Here is a 19303-nt window from a genome sequence, read left to right on the forward strand (position 1 = left end):
CCTTGCACAATTTTTTTACGTTTGCACATTAATGATGGCATTGCAGGGGGCCGCGACTATACAGTCAAGGAAAAGGGATGCCATGCATCCCAAAGACGACGCAGGGAAGTTATGTCCGGATCGATTGACGAACTGAAAAAAGAGCGCGAGCGTTTTGTCGCCTTTGCTTTTGCGGCCGCTGAACTGTTTTTCGAGATCGATGCCAAGGGCAAAATCGTCTTTGAAGGCGGCGCGGTAGACCGCATTGGCGCCAAGCCGGGCAACAGCTTGGTGGGCGAAAATATCTACGACCACATCGACCCTGATGACCGTGACGTTTTCTCCGCCCTCCTCATGCACCTTGAACACAAGGGCCGCATTGGGCCAATACCTGTGCGTTTTGCAGCGGGTTCCGGCCGCGGCCACGCGCTTCGGCTTTTTGCCCTGCGCATGCCAGCGGAAGCCGACCGTATTTTTCTCGCGCTGCGCGCCGCACCGCTTGGTGGCGGTGGCTCAAGCGATGTGGCGGTGAGCCCTGAAACAGGCCTCCTGACCCGCGAAAGTTTCATGAAGCTGGCAGCGGAGACCATGGGTGATAACCCTGTGGGCAGCAATCTTTACATGACCGCAGTCGAGGTAGACGGCATTGAAGAGGCCAAGAAAAAATTTGGCCCGCAATATATGCACAAGCTCCTCAACCGGGTGGCGGCGCACCTCAAGACCCTCTCGGTGGATGGTGAGATCGCGGGCCAGATCGACGACCGGCATTTTGCCTTCCTCCACCGCGCGAAGGGCGACGGCAAGCAGCTGGAAGCCACGCTCAAAAACGTGGATGACAAGATCAAACTGAAGGCCGCCTATTCCACCCTCGCATCAGACTTTGGCGACGTGTCGGAAGACCAGATCCTGCGCACACTATCCTACGTGCTGAACCAATTTGTTTCTGCCAAAGGTAAGGTCGATTTCGAATCGCTCTCATCTGCCTATGAAGACATGGCCGGCGAAGCACAGCGCCGTGTCGTGCAGATGCGCAGCATGATCGAGACCGGCAGCTTCAACATCGCCTTCCAGCCTGTTGTCTCTCTCACCACCGGTGAAATTCACCACAACGAAGTGCTCAGCCGCTTTGATGAGCGCATGGGCGCGAGCACACCTCTTGAGGTGATCCGCTTTGCCGAGGAAGTCGGTATCATTGAGGAATTTGACATCGCCATCAGCAAGAAGGCGATCGACTATGTGCGCAAGATGAAGAAGCTGGGCACGCCGCTCACGCTTGCCATCAACCTCTCGGGCCGCACGGTTGAGAGCGAACGCCACCTGTCGGAACTGATGGAAGTTTTCAAAAGCGCGAAGGATGTCTCGCGTTCGGTGCTGCTTGAGCTGACAGAAACGGCAGCAATCACCAAACTTGAAAAAGCTGAGAAGGTTTTCGCCGACCTCAAGAAAATGGACTACCGCATTTGCCTTGATGACTTCGGCGCGGGGGCTGCCGGCTACCAATACCTGCGCGCCTTCAATGTGGACTATGTGAAAATCGACGGTGACTATGTGCGCGACATGAACAGCCCGGGTTACCGTCCCACCTTCCTGCTGTCGATCGTACGCCTATGTGCAGACCTTGGGGTCAAAACCATCGGCGAACATGTGGAAAACCGCTTCCAGGCTGATTTCCTGCGCTCACTTGGGGTCGACTTTGCACAAGGCTACCACTTCGGCAAGCCGGACTTCTCCCCCAAAACAGACTAACTGCGATCGACTGTGAGCCCCAGGGCGCGCATAAGCGTGTCGTCTGACTGCAGCAGCTTGCGCTGGAAGGCGATGTCTTCCTTTATGCGTGCGACAATCGCCTCATATGCCGGGTCGTTTTTGAGCGAGGAAAAAAACGGCAGCGCACCAAGGTGTCGGTGGTCACGAAAGCCGAGGTCCACTGCGCGCTCAAGCGACTTGAGCGCTGCTGCACGCTGCCCGGATGCCGCCAGATAGGCCGCCTCATCCACATACTGGCCCGGCCATGTCACATTGTCAGGCACACTGAGATCAATGGGCGGGGCTTCACTACCAAGCGCCGCGACAGTGGCAGCATATAACAATGGGTCTGCGTCCACAAACGCAGCACTTGCAGCAGTAAGATCACCGTTAGCGAGATGGATGAGGCCGCTTATTTGGCGCAAACGCTTAGTCTCGCGAGCATCGGTGGGTAGCGCTGCGAATAGCGCTTTCGCCCGCGCGCTGTCGCCGTGACGCAGCGCCGACACGATGGCACCGCCTGTCACCACGGCATCGCCGGGACTGAGCAAAAGTGCTTTATCCCGCCAGCGCGTGGCGGCACCCGTGTAACCAAGCAAATCCAGCACCTCAGCCACCTGCGTGTCCGCGTAGCGGGACTGACCGCGACCACCAAGCACTGCAAGCTCCAGTTTGAGCGCGTCATAAAAGCGCCCCCGAATGGCAAGAAGATAGGCTGCGCTGGATGCCGCAGAGGGCTTCTCGGGCGCCAGCTCATGCGCACGCATGTAAGCGGTGATGGCATCATCCACCCGGCCCTGTGCATCAAGCGCGTAGGCAAGTGCGTGCCATGCCTCGTCATTGTGAGGTTCAGCCTCCACCACGTGACGCGCGAGCGCTTCGGCCTCCACCGCGTCCGCTTCCTCGCCACTGATCTTCGTCGCGCGCGTTGAGAGCGCAAAACTCAGGCCGATACGGCTCTGGTTCTCGTTCGGCCAGCTCTCAAGCGCAGTGCAGAACAGGTTGATTGCCGCATCCACATCATCCGCGCGGCGGGTCGCAAGGTAACGCTCGGCTTGGGCAAGCACACGCTCAATACTGGCTTCATCCGCTGGCGCCACATTTTCTGCCCGATTTGGTCCACTGCCTTCCGACATATTCCAGACAACAACGGCAGCAAGCAGCGCTCCGGCCACCAATACGGCAGCCATATGCCAGACGGGTCGGCGTTCGACCACTTTCCCCGGCACGAGCCGGTAACCACGACCGCGCATTGTTTCAATATAACGAGGTGTTCGGGCACTATCACCAAGCGCCTGCCGCAATAGTTTCACGCGCTGCGCTATGGTTTCATCGCTGACAAAACCTCCGTCCCACACCTCCGCGGACAGCTGCTCAGCGGAGACAGGCTTGGGGCTCGCCTCCGCCAGCGCAAAGAACAAGCGGCTGGTCAGGTCCGGCAGGTCAATACGTGTGCCAGCGCGCAAAACCTTGCGCGATGCCATATGCACCTCAAGGTCACCGTGAAGCCTTATGTCTTTGTCTGGCATGGGCTTTTTACGCACCTTCAGGAAAATTCAAGTTTCTTCATGTGACATTTTTGGCTGTCCCTCCCTTATTTGCAACATCAATCGCAGCGCCAGACAGCTGCGTGCAACCGACAGGAGGAAACGACAGTGAAACACATTTATCTTGCCGCGACGCTCATAACCGCAAATGCCCTTCCCACCGAGGCCGATGACACTGCCTGGACGCCGGAGGACAGCAAAATGCTTACGGCCCACGTTGAAGCCGGGCAGTACCAGAATGTCACCAGCGTGCTCGTGATGCGGGACGGCGAGACACTTTATGAAGGTTACTTCCATGGGGCAGACGCCAGCACCCTGCATGACACCCGCTCCGCCACCAAAACGGTGGTAAGCATGGCCGTGGGGGCAGCGATCAAGGCGGGCAAGATGACGGGCCCCGCGCAAAAACTCGCACCCCTGTTCCCGGACTATAAGAAGCTGACCGGCACAGATAAACGCAAGGCCGCCATCACGGTTGAGGACCTGCTGACCATGAGCGGGCCGCTTGAGTGTGATGACTGGAACCAGTTTTCCCGCGGCAATGAGGAGCGCATGTATATCACCGACGACTGGACGGCCTTTTACTGGTCATTGCCGCTGCGTGGCTACCCATCGTGGCAGACACCACCAAGTAAGGAAGCACTGGGGCGCAGCTTTTCCTACTGCACTGCGGGAGTGCAACTGCTGGGGCAGGCTGTTGGCCGCGCGGTAGGCGAGACGGCACCGCGTTTCATCGAAGAGCATGTGTTCAAGCCCGCCGGTGTGCGCGATTTTGTGTGGCGCTATAACGGCAAGGGTGAAGCCCATTTGGGCGGTGGCTTGCTATTGTCCACCCGCGCGCTCGGCAAGCTGGGCGAGGTTGGCCGCAAGTTTGGCGCTGGCGAAACCGGCACTGTGTTTTCCGAGGATTGGGGCAAAGCATCCCTCACCCCTCACGCGGACCTGCACCGTGACAATTGGCAATACGGCTATCTGTGGTGGCTGAAAACCTATGATGTGGCCGGAACAGCTGTCAGAACAGCTGCCATGAACGGCAATGGTGGTAACCGGGTCTGGGTACTGCCGGACTATGGTGTCACTGTCGTGCTCACCAAGACCGACTATAACACCCGCGGCATGCATGAAGCGGCGGAAGCGTTCCTGACCGGCGAAATCCTGCCGCGCATCACAGGTGAGCGCGCGCTTATCGCCACAGCCCCAGAAAAAGACTAGGGCGCCCCGGTCAACTAGGCTAGAAGGGTGCCCGGTTCGCGCAACATGTAACTGGGCACCTTAATTCATGGATATGACCAGCACGATCATCGGCCTTGTGGCCTGTGCCGCCCTTTGGGTGTTCGGCTATTGGCGCGAGAAACGCCAGGTGATGGGCATCGTGCCCCTTATCCCGCCCTTCTACATCCAGTTCGCCGCCCTTGTCGGCGTGTTTGTTTTCGCCGCACACCTTATTGCACTGCTTACCGGCGTTGAATGGAAGCCGCCCTTCATGCGCTAGGCGGCAGACCCTTTTAGTCTGGCGCTGTTTCTTCAGACGCGCCGGAAAGGTCCGGCTCGTTGATCGGCTCAGGGGCGCTGACTTCAAACATGCGCCAGCCCAGCTTCACATACATCGTGGTCCAGAACAGCGACGTGAAGAAGCGGCGCTTGCCATATTTGCCCTTACCGATATAGGTGCCGGACGGATGCTTATAGATGCGTTTGGCAACTTGCGTGCTCTCATCCAGAAGCTGGTCCTTCACCAGCGACGTGGCTGCCACCGCGTGTTTGGCCATGGGTTTGATGCCGCGGTGTTTGCGTTTTTTGCCCTTGCGCATTTTCCACATGCGGTACCAGACAAAAGTGATCACGCTCACGATAGCGAGCAACACCGCGAACAAAGAAAGCGCATAGAGAAGGTTATAGTCGTCACCGAGCTCGAGGCGCTCCACTGTCTCATCAAGCGCCTCACCCGCGGTGAAGCGGGAATCGGACTCGACGCGACCGTCGGCCCCGAAACTGACGATCAGTGCATCGCGCCGGTCAAGCTGGGAGACAATTCCGTTGCCACCATAAACCGCCACATAGCCGTTTGATGCGACTGTGATCCCGTAAAGTGGGTCACCGCTGCATTTGGCTTTGATGTCGATCATGTTCGGCCGTGCCTTGAACACCTGATAGTCAGTGAGGCGCGTGCAACGGAAGCGGTAGGCGTTGATAAGCTGCGACAGCTTGAGTGCAATGGTTTCAGGTGGCGACCCACGATTGACGCCCGCAAATACGTCGAGCGCCATTTGGCGTGGGTCCTGCTCGAGCGGCAGAATGCCCTGCGCAAAACTGTGCGACATCGGTATGAGCGCAAGAAACGCAACTACTGTGAATTTTTTGATGCGAATCCCCATCCGCGAAACCGTCAATGCCATAAATAATCCCAACCGACCCACGGGGCCTATTCAAGTTCATCTTGGGGCCAGTTGCAAGCATGCAAGCGGTGTCACGGGGGAAAGTTTCAGGGGGCAATAAAAAAGCGGAACCGCATTTCGGGGGAGGACATGCGGTTCCGCGGCGACACAGTCAGATCAAGGGAGCTATTAGGCTGTATCAGCATCTTCCTTATAGAACGAAGCCTGTTAACAACGGGTAAACAAGGCGCCGAAAAACACATTTTTTATAAAATAGTCGAAAATTTTTTCGATTGGTCCGAAACGGTCTTATTTTTCAGTTACTTGCTGAATACAAAAAAGCCGCCCCAAAGGGCGGCTTTTTCCTTAACTAGCGGAATTATTTCCGTGCGGATCAGTTTTCACGCATCTTCAGTGCCGCAATAAAGGCAGTGTGCGGGATTTCCACCTTGCCGTACATGCGCATGCGGGCCTTACCCTTCTTCTGCTTTTCCAGAAGCTTTTTCTTACGGGTAATGTCACCGCCATAACATTTTGCGGTCACGTCCTTACGCATGGCGGAGATGGTTTCACGGGCCACGACGCGGCCACCAATCGCTGCCTGAATCGGGATCTTGAACAGTTGCCGGGGGATGAGCTCCTTCAGCCGCTCACAAAGTGCACGGCCACGGCCTTCGGCCTGGCTGCGGTGTACCAGCATGGCAAGCGCGTCCACTGGCTCTGCGTTCACGAGGATGGACATTTTAACGAGGTCCGATTCCTCATAGCCCGCCATGTCATAGTCGAAGCTCGCATAACCACGGCTTACGGACTTGAGGCGATCATAGAAGTCATAAACCACTTCGTTGAGCGGCAGCTTGTACTTCAGCATCGCGCGGTTGCCAACGTAAGTGAGGTCTGTCTGAATGCCACGCTTGTCTTCACAGAGCTTGAGCACGGCGCCCAGATGCTCATCAGGCACCAGCACGGTCGCGTTGATCCACGGCTCCTCGATGCGGTCGATCTTAACCACGTCCGGCATGTCAGCCGGGTTGTGGAGCTGAACCATTGTGCCGTCGGTTTTGTGGATTTTGTAGATAACGCTCGGGCTCGTGGTGATGAGGTCGAGGTCAAACTCGCGGTTCAGGCGCTCCTGAATGATCTCAAGGTGCAGCATACCAAGGAAACCGCAGCGGAAACCGAAACCGAGAGCTGCCGAGCTTTCCATCTCGAACTCGAAGCTTGCATCATTGAGGCGCAGCTTCGCAAGCGCGTCACGCAGGCGTTCAAACTCTGACGTATCAGCCGGGAACAGGCCACAGAAGACCACCGAACGGCTCGGTTTGAAGCCCGGAAGTGCCTTGTCGCATGGTTTCTTGGCGTCGGTGATGGTGTCACCCACGTTGGTGTCCGCCACTTCCTTGATACTTGCGGTAAAGAAGCCAACCTCGCCCGGACCCAACTCAGGCACCAAGACACCTTTTGGTGTAAACACACCCACGCGCTCAACATAGTGCTCACTGCCAGCCGCCATCATCTTGATGGTCTGGCCTTTCTTGAGCTTGCCGTCCACGATGCGTACAAGCACCATCACGCCGAGGTAGCTGTCGTACCAGCTGTCTACCAGCATCGCCTTAAGCGGCGCATCCGGGTTGCCCTCGGGCGCTGGCAGGCGCGTTACAATAGCTTCCAACACTTCCGCAATACCGATGCCGGACTTGGCCGAACACATGACGGCTTCAGAGGCGTCAAGGCCGATCACATCCTCGATCTGTTCGCGCACACGCTCTGGCTCGGCCGCAGGCAGGTCGATTTTATTAAGGACCGGCACGATCTCATGGTCGTTCTCGATCGCCTGATAGACGTTTGCAAGCGTCTGGGCTTCCACGCCCTGACTGGCGTCTACCACAAGGAGCGAACCTTCACACGCGCTCAGACAGCGGCTGACCTCATAGGCAAAGTCAACGTGACCAGGCGTGTCCATCAGGTTCAGCGTATAATTCTGGCCATCCTTGGCTTTATATTCAAGCCGCACGGTCTGTGCCTTGATGGTGATGCCACGCTCGCGCTCGATATCCATCGAATCAAGCACCTGGGCTTTCATCTCGCGGTCCGTAAGCGCGCCTGTGCTTTGAATCAGGCGGTCGGCCAGCGTGGATTTGCCGTGGTCGATGTGCGCGATGATGGAAAAGTTGCGTATGTTCTTTAGCTCGGTCATGGCCGTACTGTTACATCCAAATTATGTTCTTGGTTACTACAGTTCGGGCCGCGTTGCGGCGGCCCATCTGCTTGAATTCTTCTATTCCGCTCGCATGCCTCAGTAAGGCAGAACGCGGTCTGGCGGGCGATGCCCATCGACAAACGCGCGGATGTTGATGAGCACCTTCTCACCCATTGCCATGCGCGCCTCAACGGTCGCGGAGCCCATATGCGGCAGAAGCACGACATTATCAAGCTCCAACAGCTTCGGGTTGATCTCCGGCTCCTGCTCGAACACATCAAGGCCCGCGCCCGCGATGCGCCCAACTTCGATGAGATCGGCCAGTGCTTCCTCATCAATGATCTCACCGCGCGCGGTGTTGATGATCACAGCGTGCGGCTGCAACTTCTTGAGGCGCGCACGGTTCATGAGGTGGTGTGTCTCTTCGGTCAGCGGGCAGTTGATGGACACAAAGTCCATCCGGCTCAGCATCTCATCAAGGTCATCCCAGTAGGTTGCCTCAAGCTCACGCTCTACCTCGGCCGGCAGGCGTTTGCGCTTGTGGTAATGCACCGCCATGTTGAAGGCCTTTGCGCGGCGCGCAATCGCGCTGCCGATACGGCCCATGCCGATGATGCCAAGGCGCTTGCCCTGAATGCGGCGCCCCATAAGGAAAGTTGGTGTCCAGCCAGTCCACTCGCCCGAGCGCAGGATTTTCTCACCCTCAAACAGGCGGCGCGGCACAGAAAGAATCAGCGCCATCGCAAGGTCTGCAGTGTCTTCCGTGAGCACGCCCGGCGTGTTGGTGACAGCGATTCCTTTTTCCTGCGCGGCGGCCACATCAATGTGGTTCACACCCGCACCGAAATTCGCGATCAGCTTCAGCTTTTTGCCTGCAGCCTCAATCACCTCGGCGTCAATATTATCGGTCACCGTAGGCACAAGAACGTCGGCGCTCGCCACCGCTTTTTTAAGCGCTTCTTTGTCGAGCGGCTTGTCGCTGAGATTCAGCGTCACGTCAAAAAGTTCGGCCATGCGGGTCTCAATACTGTCAGGCAGCTTCCGCGTGACAATGACCTTGGGGCGTTGCCGGTTTCCTGTTTGACTCATAGAGCAAAATAACCTTTTCTGACGGGCGAGGATTTGCCCCCGCCGGAAACTTACGGGCTTCTGTACCAGAAGGCGCGGGTTCAATCAAACGCCAAGCGATCTGGGACCATACGCGATGCGCCGCTTTTTTGCGATTCTTCTGTTATTGGGCATATCAGCCACACATGCCACAGCGCGTGATATCGGGCCAAGCGGCAATCCGCTGCCGCGCTTCATCTCGCTCGCCGCTGACAAGGCCTATATGCGCACCGGCCCCGGTCTGCAGTATCCGGTGATGTGGGTATATTCGCGCGACAACCTGCCGCTTGAGGTGATTGACGAACACGGCGCATGGCGGCAGGTGCGTGATTTTGAAGGCGTGACAGGCTGGATGCATGTGCGCCTGCTCTCAAGCAAACGCACCGCCATGATCACAGGCGGCGCACGCAAGCTGTTCCACGAACCCGACCGGCAAACCGCCGTGCGCCTGACCGCCGATGCCGGTGTGATTGGCGCTGTCCTTGAATGTGATTCGCATTGGTGCCTGATGGAGATCGACGGCACCCGCGCATGGATCGAACGCCGCTTCCTCTGGGGCCTCTATACCGACGAAATGATCGACTGATACCCTCATGCCTTAGCGCTTGCGGTTAAATTGAGCGTTTAGGTTGATATCAACTTATATATACATCAATGTATTCGAACCGACAGAAAAAGAGGAAATGTCATGACGCTCACGCTGCACTATCACCCGCTTTCATCCTATTGCCACAAGGTTCTCGTGGCTCTCTATGAACTGGGGACAGACTTCCGCACCCATCATCTGGACTTCTCGAACCCTGAGGTACAGGAAGCGCTGAAGCAGCTTTGGCCAATGTGCAAGATGCCTGTGCTTGTTGACGATGCGCGCGGCACCAATACAGCGGAAAGCAGCGTGATCATCGAGTATGTGGATACGCACTACCCTGGGGCAGAGAAGCTGATCCCTCAGGATACCGACCACGCGCTTGAAGTCCGCAAATGGGACCGCATTTTCGACCTCTATATCCAGAACGAGATGCAACGGATCGTCGGTGACAGTTTCAGGCCCGATGACGCGAAGGACCCGTTCGGCGTTGAACAGGCAAAAGGCACCATGCTGACCGCATACGGGATGCTTGATGCGCATCTGATGGGTAAAGAGTGGGTAACAGGCGACAGTTTCACCATGGCTGACTGCGCAGCGGTGCCTGCGCTTTTCTATGGCAGCATCATGGTACCCACAACTGACTTCCCCAACGTGACAGCCTATTTTGAGCGCCTCATTGCGCGACCATCTGTTGCACGTGTGCTTAGTGAAGCCAAACCATGGTTCCACCTTTTCCCCTATCTGGACCGCATGCCGGACCGTTTTAAATAAGCCGCACACACCGAACCACTTCTTTTGCAATATTTTTGCATTCCCCGAACTGCTAAAAACCAATGGGTTTGAAAGTTCGGGGAGGGAAGATTGTCCAGATCAACGCTGATTTCAGCAGTTTTTTGCAGTTTTGCATTGAGCGCATTTGTGGTTGGCACCACACCTGCTGCCGCACAGGAGATGGCGGCGCCTTATCTGCGCGCAGAGGTCCGGACGGACACAGCGGTATGGGTTCACCTGATGAATCATGATCTGCCGATAGCGGTGAGTGACTGGCAACTGACCGACGCGGAAGGAACTGCGGTTCCCCTCGCGAGCGTACTGCCCAACACCCGCGACACGGCCCTTCTCACCCCGGCAAGCCCCATTGACCCGCGCCGGGTCTATTATGCCGCGGTGCCGAGCCTGGGCCTCAAAGTGCGGGTGCGCTTTGACGGCTGGTTCCGCACGCTCTATTCAGACAAAGCCTTGGGGGCGACCATCGCTGAAGACGGTGCGTCAACCACCTTCCGTGTATTTGCGCCGCGCGCCACTGGCGTGAAGCTCTACCTCTATGACGACAAGGATGACAAGCCTGACGGCGCGCGCGAGTCCATCGCCATGACGCGTGACAGCGATGGTGTGTTCGAAGCAACCCTGCCCGGCAACCTGAAGGGCACATGGTATGACTTCACCGCCCACGGCCCGTCGGACCCCGGCAATGAATTTTATGAGAAAATCCCCATACACATCAACGACCCCTATGCGCTGGTGCAGAACGAGAGTTACGGCAAAAGCCGGGTGTGGGACACCATAAAGCCCGCGCGTCCGCTGGCGCACGGCCGCCCGAAGATGGAGGACGTGGTCGCCTATGAAGTCCATATCCAGGATTTCACCGACCTGCTGCCCGTGCCAGACAACCAGAAAGGCACCATTCCCGCAATGGCGGCGCCCGGGCTCACCAATAGTAAAGGCGAGCCTATCGGCTTCGATTACCTCACAGATCTTGGTGTCAATGTGGTGCACCTGATGCCAATGCAGGAATTTCACCATTACCCGGACAGCGAATGGCAGGCAGAATTTGGAGATGACCCCGAGATGGCCGAGCTTGCTGTGGCAGCTGAGAACTACCAGTGGGGCTACAGCACCACCCATGCCTTCGCCATTGAGAATCGCTACCGCGAAAGAGGCAGCGAACATGGGGCTGAGCGCCAACAGCTCGCCGACCTGATTGACGCCTTCCATGCGCGCGGCATCGCCGTGATTGTTGATATAGTGCCCAACCATACGGGCGAGGACATGCGCGGCGGCAAGGTGCCGCTCAACTGGAACGGCTTCGACAAGATGTATTATTACCGCACCGATGATGCGGGCAAACACATCGGGCCTTACGGCAATGAGGTGAAGACCGAAGACCGGCCCATGGTGCAGCGCTGGCTTATCGACCAGGCCAAACACCTGATCGGTGCATTCGGTTTTGACGGTTTCCGGATCGACCTCGCCGGCCAGCTTGACGAACAGACGCTCATCAAACTTCGCGCGGAAGTGGGTGACGATATCATCATCTATGGCGAACCATGGATTGACGTGACCGACCCATATATCCGCGCTAACCCGGACTGGGACTGGTATAAGGAAGATGCGCCCATCACCTTCTTCCAGGACACTGCCCGCAATGCCTTCAAAGGCTCCCCCTTTGTGCTCGAGAACAAACGCACTGACCGCGGCTATGCAGGCGGCAACGCGAGCCTGCGCAAGGACGCCATGAAAGCGCTCGCCAACGATTACGAGGAAGAAAGCAAAAGCCCCAATCAGGGCCTGAATTACCTCGATATCCACGACAACTGGGCGCTGGCGGACCGGTTTGCCACATCGGACTGGGACGGCCGCAAGGGCGTGGACGCGGGCAATTACCGGATCGCTGCAACGCTGCTGTTCACAAGCCAAGGGCCCATCGTTATCCATGGCGGGTCTGAGATCATGCGCAGCAAGGGCCTGTCGAAAATCGAGGATGTGGTGAAATTCTCGTCTTCCGGCGAAGTACGCCTCAAGGGACGGGACGACACCTATAACCAGCGCGCACCCAACTGGTTCCAGTGGGAACAGGTGGGCGAGACCGAAGGGCCGAACAACTACAAGGCCATGCACGCCTTCTGGAAAGGGCTCATTGATTTCCGCCTGTCCGATGCCGGCAAGGTGTTCCGCAATGCGGAGCACATTGACGGCCTGTATCAGTGGATATTACCTGAAGATGAAAGCCTGCTCGGTTATATCGTCGGCGGCGAAGTGTTGGTGCTCTTGAACGTAGGCGAAGCGGACGGCGACTTCTCGGATGTACGGCTACCAGACGGCGAGTGGATGCTGATCGCGACCGATGATGCAGTCGACCATGTGAACGGTGTCACGGGCGCACATGCGACTCTGCAGGGTGGTAAAAAACACAGCCTTGCAGTGCCCGCCGCCGGGGTGCGCATCTGGCGTAAAAAGTAAGAAATCAAACGGTGAAGCAAGGGGTTGGCGCACTTTCGCCAGCCCTTGCTTTTTGTCTATTGACGAACTTATATAAGTTCTTACATATATTAACGAAGGGGTTCATGTCACATAAGACTCTGGCGGGAGGCAATCATGAGCATTCCAGACGAACTGTTTTTTGAACTTGGTATCGGTACACGCATGCGCCGGCTTTATGAGCAGATGAGCGCGGACGCTGACCGGATCTATAAGGAAACCGGCACCGACTTCCGGGTCGGCTATTTTTATGTGGTCTTCGCTCTCCATAAGCGCGGCAGCATGCCGATTTCCGAAATTTCACGCCTGGCAGGATTCTCCCACTCGGCTGTCAGCCAGACAGTGAAGAAGTTGATGAAATTCGGCTGGCTCGAGACCTGCTCGACTGAGGATGGCCGCCAGAAACTGGTGTCACTCACGGACGCCGGCAACAAGCTGATCGACGAGCTTATGCCGCTTTGGCTTGGCCTCGAACGTGCAGTGAAAACCGCGATGAGCGAGGCAAATGTTGACCTTCTCGCCGCTCTTGACGGGCTTGAAAATGCTCTGAGAGGCAAAAGCATGTACGACCGCCTGCGCGAGGAACAGGTGATCCGCGACAAGCCTCCGTTCGAGATTGTGCCTTATGACATGGCCTATCGGCAGGCGTTTTATGACCTCAACATTGCCTGGGTGCGCCAGTATTTCAAAGTGGAACCCATTGACGAAAAGGTCCTGTCCGACCCTGAGGGCACCATCCTCGATAAAGGTGGGGAGATCTTCTTCGCGGTGGCGGACGGCAAGGCTGTCGGTGCCGTGGCGATGAAGGCCGAAGGCGACGGACGTTTTGAGCTTACAAAACTTGGCGTCGACCCCACGGTGCGCAAAGGCGGCATGGGCCGCGCACTGTGCGAAAAGGTCATCGAACGTTTCCGCGCGCGCGGCGGCAAAACGCTCTATCTCGAGACCAACACCGTACTGGCGCCCGCCATCGCGCTTTATGACAAGATCGGCTTTGTCGCCATGGACCCACCGGTGCCAAGTCCTTATGAACGCGCGAACTATTACATGGAATGGCGGGAGCAGGCGGAATGAAGATCGTTACCTATAAGCCAGAGTACGCGCAGGCGTTCCGCGACCTGAACCTCGCCTGGCTTGAAAAATATTTCACGGTTGAGCCTGTGCACCTCAAGGTGCTGGATAACCCCGAAGGCACTATCATCGCGCCCGGCGGTGAGGTGTTCTTTGCACTGGAGGGCGATACAGTCGTGGGCACCGTTGCGGTGCGTGCCCTTGGTGAGGGCCGGTTTGAGCTAACCAAACTGGGTGTGGACCCTTCGGCGCAAGGCGGCGGTATTGGCCGCACATTGTGCGTAGCAGTGCTCGACTGGTTTCTGGAGCGCGGCGGCAAGACCCTGTTCCTTGAAACCCATACAAAGCTCAAGCCCGCCATGCGGCTTTATAAAAAACTGGGCTTTGAACTGACAACCAATCCGGATGCAGGCGGCTATGCAGGTACGGACTGCTATATGGAATGGCGCGCGCCCGCGGTCGTCATCCACAAAGCGCAAACGTCCGGAGACATCGCAGCCTGCAAGGAGGTGTTCCGCGCCTTCTCAGAATGGCTGCCCATTGACCTTGGCTTCCAGAATTTCGAGGAAGAGATGGCGCGTTTCCCGGTGGGATATGTACACCTGCTGATCGCGAAGAAGGACGGCAAACCAGTAGGTGCTGTCGCCTTGAAAGAACATGATAAGGATACCTGCGAAATGAAGCGGCTTTACATGCTGCCCGAGGCGCAGGGCACCGGTGCAGGCCGCGCCATCTGCGAACGGCTGATGGCTGACGCCAAGGCGCTCGGATACAAGGTGATGCTGCTGGACAGCCTGAGGCGGCTTGACGCGGCGGTCGCGCTATACGTCAAGCTCGGGTTCGAGGAGATAGAGCCCTATAATTTCAACCCCGAGGACGACGTGGTCTATATGCGCAAGGCGCTTTAGGGCGATAAATGCTGCCCTGCTTTATGGTTAATAAAGTGTTAGCAATTCTAACCAACACCTTGGAATCGGGATGGTTGAGCCCTGGACTTAGCCTTGCGAAGGCGCGGCAGGCGGCCCTGCCCGGCGCGCTTCCCGCGCACGCTTGGCAGCGCGTCCCGCAGACAGTGCAAGGATATCTGCCTGGTGGTCGCCAATGGCGGCCAGTAGCTGGGAGGCCGAACGCTCATACAGCTTGAGGCCGTCCCGCACCGCAACCTTGCCCTCATCAGTCAGACGAATGTGCTGGGTGCGGGCGTCAAGGCGGCTATGCTTGCGCTCCACCAGCCCTTCTTTTTCAAGCTTGGTCAGCATCGTGCTCGCGGACGCGCGGCGTACCGCCATGGCGTCAGCCAAATCACTGAGGCGCGGGCCAAACCGTTCCGTCTCGGTCTCCGCGCGCTGCACGTCAGATTCCAGAAGTCCAATGGTGCGCAGATACGCAAATTCATTGAAGGTTCGCCCCTCACTTGCGGCGTTAGCCCATTCAAGCGTGAGGAACCTGTGCACCTGTTCCAGCCAGTCAGCCTTACTCATACCCCTCTGCCCCCAGAGTTGTCGGGTGAATTTCAAAGTCTCGAGTGTTGGCGCCCTACTCAGAACACAGCTAGCGCTCAGTTAGTTCGCCTAACAAACAACGATGACAGTGATATGTCAACTGCGACTTTAGATTGCTCGCACAACAAAAAAGGCGGGAAACAAGCCCCGCCTTTCTGGAATTCTATGCACGTGCACCTTAGTCGCCGCTAACGATGCGGTCCATCAACTGTTTTACGCTCGGGATAAAGCCGTTCGAGTAGAACGGGTCAGAGCCGAAGCGGAACGCGTTGTGGCCAGCGAAGACGAGGTTCTCGTCCACGCTGCCGTCGTGGGCCACGTCTTCAAGCGTCTTCTGGATGCAGAAGCTGCGCGGGTCAGCGAGGCGGCCGGTCGAGTTTTTCTCGTTGGTCGCCCAGCTTGAGAAACGGCATTGGCTCAGGCAGCCTACACAGTCAGCCTGATCCTTGCGGATTTCGGCGCACTTGTCAGGCGTGACGAAGATGAGGCTGTTGTCCGGCGTTTTCATTGCGCGCTCATAACCTGCGGCGATCCAGTCACGCACTTTGCCCTCGTCCGCACGGCGCACGATGTAGGTTTTACGCTCGACCACCAGCTCGGTATCAAACTCGCCATCTTTCTCGGTACGGAATTCAACCTGACGGTCGTTCCGCTGCACCAGCTCACCAATGAAGCTGTTTTTGAGTGCGGATGAGAAGAAACCGGTCGGGCTGAAGTTCTGCAAGAGCACGTCACCCGGCTTGAGGCTCAGAAGCTTCTGTTTCCATTTGTCGGAAATCGGGCTCTCTTTGGTCACGAGCGGGCGGGTACCGAACTGGAACATGATCGGACCGAGATCCTTGTTGTCGATCCAGTCTTTCCACTCCTTGAGGTTCCACACACCACCGGCCATGATGATCGGCACATGGTCGAGACCGAGCTTGCGCATGATCTGCCTGAGTTCCAGCACGCGTGGGAAAGGGTCACCCGGTTTGGTGGGATCTTCCGCGTTCGAGAGGCCGTTATGGCCGCCCGCAAGCCACGGGTCCTCATAAACAACGCCGCCAAGGCGTTCTGCGAAATTCTTGTAGGCGCGTTTCCACAAGAGGCCGAATGCGCGACCTGAGGAGACAATCGGGTAATAGTGTGCGCCGTATTTGCTGGTGAGCTCACCAAGCTTGAACGGCATACCGGCACCCGACGTAACGCCGTGGATCATGCCTTTGGTTTTCTCCAAGACTTCGTGCAGGATGCGCTGCGCGGAGCCGACTTCCCAAAGCATGTTGATATTGATCAGGCCTTCGCCTTTGGAGAGTTCCCACGCCTTGCGGACCTGGTCGATCGTGCCTTTGATCGAATACTGGACCATCTCTTCATGGCGATCTTTCCGTGTACGGCCAAGGTATTCGTGTGGCTCTACATTGCCATGCGCGTCATACTGGTCTGCAATCACGGCCGAAATAGTACCGATACCGCCCGCTGCTGCCCATGGGCCGGAGCTAGCACCTGTCGAAATAGCGACCCCCTTGCCGCCTTCGATCAGTGGAAGCACTTCCTTGCCGCCAAGGCGGATGGAATTCAAACTGAAACTCATCAAACTCTCCCAAACTTCAGGGTTCCGTAACGTTCCCTGAGCGCCCTCCCTAAAGGGCGAAACCGGCGTGATGGTAGCACACGCCGGTTTCATTTCAATTAATTCACACCTCTGAGGGTGCTTTTAGTCGCGCTTGCCGCCTTTTTTCGGCGGAGGCGAAGCCTTCGGCGGACGGGCATCGGCGATCTCTTCGCCGGTTTCCTGGTCAACCACCCGCATGGAGAGGCGAACCTTGCCGCGGCCATCGATCTCGAGGCACTTGACGTAGACTTCATCACCTTCGTTCACGACGTCGGTCACTTTCTCTACCCGGTCTTCAACCAGTTCGGAGATGTGAACGAGGCCGTCACGGCTGCCCATGAAGTTTACAAAGGCACCGAAGTCCATGATGCGGACAACTTTACCATGGTAAATCACGCCAACTTCAGGCTCAGCCACAATGCCGATGATCCAGTTTTTCGCAGCTTCAATTTCAGATGCTACGCTGGACGCGATCTTGATCGTGCCGTCATCCTCAATATTGATCTTCGCACCGGTGGTTTCAACGATCTCACGGATCACTTTACCGCCAGTACCGATCACTTCACGGATTTTGTCCGTCGGGATCTTCATGGTTTCAATGCGCGGTGCATGCTCGGAAAGCTCGGTACGAGCACCGGTCAGCGCCTTGTTCATCTCATCAAGGATGTGGGCGCGGCCAGCATGTGCCTGGTGTAGCGCTTTTTCCATGATCTCACGGGTGATGCCCGTGATCTTGATGTCCATCTGCAGTGCGGTAACACCTTTTTCGGTACCCGCAACTTTGAAGTCCATGTCGCCGAGGTGGTCTTCGTCACCCAAGATATCGGAGAGAACTGCGAAGTCATCACCTTCCTTGATGAGGCCCATGGCGATACCGGAAACCGGACGGCTGATTGGAACGCCTGCGTCCATCATGGCGAGCGAAGCGCCACACACCGTTGCCATCGAGGAGGAACCGTTTGATTCGGTAATCTCTGATACGAGGCGGATGGTGTAGGGGAACTCTTCGCCTTGCGGCAGAACTGCGCTGACGGCACGGAAAGCAAGCTTGCCGTGGCCAACTTCGCGGCGGCCGGTAAAGCCAACGCGGCCACACTCACCCACCGAGAACGGCGGGAAGTTGTAGTGCAGCATGAAGTTCGAACGCCAGCTACCTTCGAGCGCGTCGATGATCTGCTCATCTTCGCCAGTGCCGAGGGTTGCAACAACAAGTGCCTGCGTTTCACCGCGGGTGAAAAGCGCGGAGCCGTGGCTGCGTGGCAGAACGCCAACTTCGGATACAATCGAACGAACCTGGTCGAGCGAACGACCGTCGATACGCTTGCCGGTCTCAAGGATGTTGCCGCGCACGATGGAGCTTTCGAGCTTCTTCGTGAGGTCGCCAACCATCTGAGCGGTCAGGTCCGGGTTTGCTTCGAGGATCGGCGCAACAGCTTCGGCGATTTTCACTTTGGCTTCGCTGATTTTCGCTACACGGTCCTGCTTGGTGGTGATCGTGTAGGCAGCGCGGAGGTCGTCTTCGCCAGCGTCTGCGATAGCAGCTTTGAGCGCGGACATGTCCGGACCTTCGGAAAGTTCCCAAGGCTCTTTCGCCGCAGCTTCAGCGAGTTCGATGATCGCGTCGATCACTTTTTTCGCAGCGTCGTGACCGAAGGACACAGCACCGAGCATCACTTCTTCCGAAAGCTCTTTTGCTTCCGATTCAACCATCAGAACTGCGTCAGAGGTGCCGGCAACAACGAGCTCAAGCTCGCTTTCCTTCACTTCTTCAAGCGTCGGGTTGAGGATGTATTCGCCGTCCTTGTAGCCAACTTTCGCACCAGCGATCGGGCCCATGAACGGGAGACCGGAGAGCGTGAGAGCTGCCGAAGCGCCGATCATGGCAACGATATCGCTATCGTTTTCAAGGTCGTGGCTCAGGACCGTACAGATAACCTGTACCTCGTTTTTGAACCCATCCGGGAAAAGTGGGCGGATCGGACGGTCGATCAGGCGGCTGACGAGCGTTTCTTTTTCGGAAGGACGACCTTCGCGCTTGAAGAAACCACCCGGGATTTTGCCGGCTGCGTAGAATTTTTCGATGTAGTTTACCGTGAGCGGGAAGAAGTCCTGACCCGGTTTCACGGATTTGGCGCCCACCACGGTGCAGAGCACTTCGGTGTCACCATATTTGGCCATTACGGCGCCACTTGCTTGTCTTGCTACATGGCCGGTTTCGAGAACCAGGGTACGGCCAGCCCATTCGATTTCTTTGCGATGAATATTGAACATTTTCTAACCTTTCAGCGGCTACCCGGGTATCGCACTTTACCTGCCGGATAACCTCGGCGCCTCC

The 19303-nt window shown here is 57.1% G+C and carries 15 protein-coding genes; 8 read left to right on the plus strand and 7 right to left on the minus strand.

The features are described from left to right. Window positions 1-111: 111 nt before the first annotated feature. On the plus strand, window positions 112-1725 hold the full coding sequence (locus tag B150_RS0102605; protein WP_020398324.1) for an EAL domain-containing protein: 1614 nt from the start codon (window positions 112-114) through the stop codon (window positions 1723-1725). Here B150_RS0102605 and B150_RS0102610 read toward each other — a convergent pair. After that, window positions 1722-3254, minus strand: a complete 1533-nt coding sequence (locus B150_RS0102610) for a winged helix-turn-helix domain-containing protein (protein WP_020398325.1) — start codon at window positions 3252-3254, stop codon at window positions 1722-1724. The two genes, B150_RS0102605 and B150_RS0102610, sit on opposite strands and share 4 nt — an antisense overlap. A gap of 126 nt (window positions 3255-3380) precedes the next feature. Between B150_RS0102610 and B150_RS19455 the strand changes: the two genes are divergently transcribed. Both B150_RS19455 and B150_RS0102620 read left to right on the plus strand, forming a co-directional pair. Continuing rightward, complete coding sequence (locus tag B150_RS19455) at window positions 3381-4484, plus strand: serine hydrolase domain-containing protein (RefSeq protein ID WP_020398326.1); 1104 nt, start codon at window positions 3381-3383, stop codon at window positions 4482-4484. Window positions 4485-4551: 67 nt separating this feature from the next. After that, complete coding sequence (locus tag B150_RS0102620) at window positions 4552-4764, plus strand: hypothetical protein (RefSeq protein ID WP_020398327.1); 213 nt, start codon at window positions 4552-4554, stop codon at window positions 4762-4764. Between the two features lie 13 nt (window positions 4765-4777). On the opposite strand, the gene B150_RS0102625 is transcribed toward B150_RS0102620, so the two are convergent. From B150_RS0102625 to B150_RS0102635, 3 genes are all read right to left on the minus strand, one after another. After that, complete coding sequence (locus B150_RS0102625; protein WP_155859910.1) at window positions 4778-5668, minus strand: hypothetical protein; 891 nt, start codon at window positions 5666-5668, stop codon at window positions 4778-4780. A 373-nt stretch (window positions 5669-6041) separates the two neighbouring features. After that, entirely contained in the window at window positions 6042-7844 is a 1803-nt protein-coding gene (lepA, locus tag B150_RS0102630) for a translation elongation factor 4 (RefSeq protein ID WP_020398329.1), read from the minus strand. 99 nt (window positions 7845-7943) lie between these two features. Beyond that, window positions 7944-8936 (minus strand): 2-hydroxyacid dehydrogenase, encoded by a 993-nt coding sequence (locus B150_RS0102635; RefSeq protein WP_025896916.1) that lies wholly within the window; start codon window positions 8934-8936, stop codon window positions 7944-7946. 115 nt (window positions 8937-9051) lie between these two features. On the opposite strand from B150_RS0102635, the gene B150_RS0102640 reads away from it, so the two are divergent. The 5 genes from B150_RS0102640 (at window position 9052) to B150_RS22065 (ending at window position 14780) form a co-directional block, all read left to right on the plus strand. Further along, window positions 9052-9540: an SH3 domain-containing protein gene (locus B150_RS0102640; RefSeq protein ID WP_020398331.1), complete on the plus strand. Its 489-nt coding sequence runs from the start codon at window positions 9052-9054 to the stop codon at window positions 9538-9540. 102 nt (window positions 9541-9642) lie between these two features. Further along, window positions 9643-10314, plus strand: coding sequence for a glutathione S-transferase family protein (locus B150_RS0102645; RefSeq protein WP_020398332.1), 672 nt, complete (start codon window positions 9643-9645; stop codon window positions 10312-10314). 135 nt (window positions 10315-10449) lie between these two features. Next, entirely contained in the window at window positions 10450-12783 is a 2334-nt protein-coding gene (locus B150_RS0102650) for an alpha-amylase family glycosyl hydrolase (protein ID WP_162139642.1), read from the plus strand. Between the two features lie 135 nt (window positions 12784-12918). Next, window positions 12919-13875: a bifunctional helix-turn-helix transcriptional regulator/GNAT family N-acetyltransferase gene (locus tag B150_RS0102655; protein ID WP_020398334.1), complete on the plus strand. Its 957-nt coding sequence runs from the start codon at window positions 12919-12921 to the stop codon at window positions 13873-13875. Continuing rightward, window positions 13872-14780 (plus strand): GNAT family N-acetyltransferase, encoded by a 909-nt coding sequence (locus tag B150_RS22065; RefSeq protein WP_020398335.1) that lies wholly within the window; start codon window positions 13872-13874, stop codon window positions 14778-14780. Before B150_RS0102655 ends, B150_RS22065 begins: the two co-directional genes overlap by 4 nt. An 87-nt stretch (window positions 14781-14867) precedes the next feature. Here B150_RS22065 and B150_RS0102670 read toward each other — a convergent pair whose 3' ends face one another. The 3 genes from B150_RS0102670 to pnp form a co-directional block, all read right to left on the minus strand. Next, window positions 14868-15353: a MarR family winged helix-turn-helix transcriptional regulator gene (locus B150_RS0102670; protein ID WP_020398336.1), complete on the minus strand. Its 486-nt coding sequence runs from the start codon at window positions 15351-15353 to the stop codon at window positions 14868-14870. Window positions 15354-15552: 199 nt separating this feature from the next. Beyond that, window positions 15553-16947 (minus strand): NAD(P)H-dependent flavin oxidoreductase, encoded by a 1395-nt coding sequence (locus B150_RS0102675; protein ID WP_020398337.1) that lies wholly within the window; start codon window positions 16945-16947, stop codon window positions 15553-15555. A 123-nt stretch (window positions 16948-17070) separates the two neighbouring features. After that, window positions 17071-19239, minus strand: a complete 2169-nt coding sequence (gene pnp, locus B150_RS0102680; protein ID WP_020398338.1) for a polyribonucleotide nucleotidyltransferase — start codon at window positions 19237-19239, stop codon at window positions 17071-17073. Window positions 19240-19303: the final 64 nt, after the last annotated feature.

The organism is Kordiimonas gwangyangensis DSM 19435 = JCM 12864 (assembly GCF_000375545.1).
Lineage (GTDB): Bacteria > Pseudomonadota > Alphaproteobacteria > Sphingomonadales > Kordiimonadaceae > Kordiimonas > Kordiimonas gwangyangensis.